The sequence below is a fragment of the Siccirubricoccus soli genome, assembly GCF_024178315.1.
Taxonomy (GTDB): Bacteria; Pseudomonadota; Alphaproteobacteria; order Acetobacterales; family Acetobacteraceae; genus Siccirubricoccus; species Siccirubricoccus soli.
In genome coordinates this window covers 1-517 of record NZ_JAMZIK010000049.1, presented here as the reverse complement: position 1 = coordinate 517, position 517 = coordinate 1, and the positions used below count along the sequence as shown (strand labels likewise).

Below are 517 nucleotides of genomic sequence, written 5' to 3'. Positions count from 1 at the left end.
AGACGGCGAGGCGCATCAAGGGGAACGGCGAGGACGAGGAGATCCCGCTGGCCGAGGTCCAGGTCGGCGACCGGCTGCGGGTGCGCCCCGGCGATGGCGTGCCGGTGGACGGCGTGGTGCTGGAGGGCGGCGGCGCCGTGGACGAGTCCATGGTCACCGGCGAATCCATGCCGGTCGATAAGCAGCCCGGGGACAAGGTGATCGGCGGCACGGTCAACGGCACGGGCTCGCTGGTGATGCGGGCCGAGAAGGTGGGCTCGGACACCATGCTGTCGCGTATCGTGGCGATGGTCGCGGAGGCCCAGCGCAGCCGGGCGCCCATCCAGCGCATGGCCGACACCGTGTCCGGCTACTTCGTCCCGGCGGTCATCGCAGTCGCGGGGCTGGCCTTCATCGCCTGGGCCGTCTGGGGGCCGAGCCCGGCGCTTTCCTACGGGCTGATCGCGGCGGTGTCGGTGCTCATCATCGCCTGCCCCTGCGCGCTGGGGCTGGCGACGCCCATGAGCATCATGGTTGG

At 71.8% G+C, this 517-nt stretch carries 1 protein-coding gene; it reads left to right on the top strand.

Annotated features, from left to right (window positions below; all coding sequences use genetic code 11):
• Positions 1 to 517: HAD-IC family P-type ATPase (locus NJ376_RS08405; RefSeq protein WP_252952796.1), on the top strand; the 517-nt coding region annotated here is incomplete at both ends.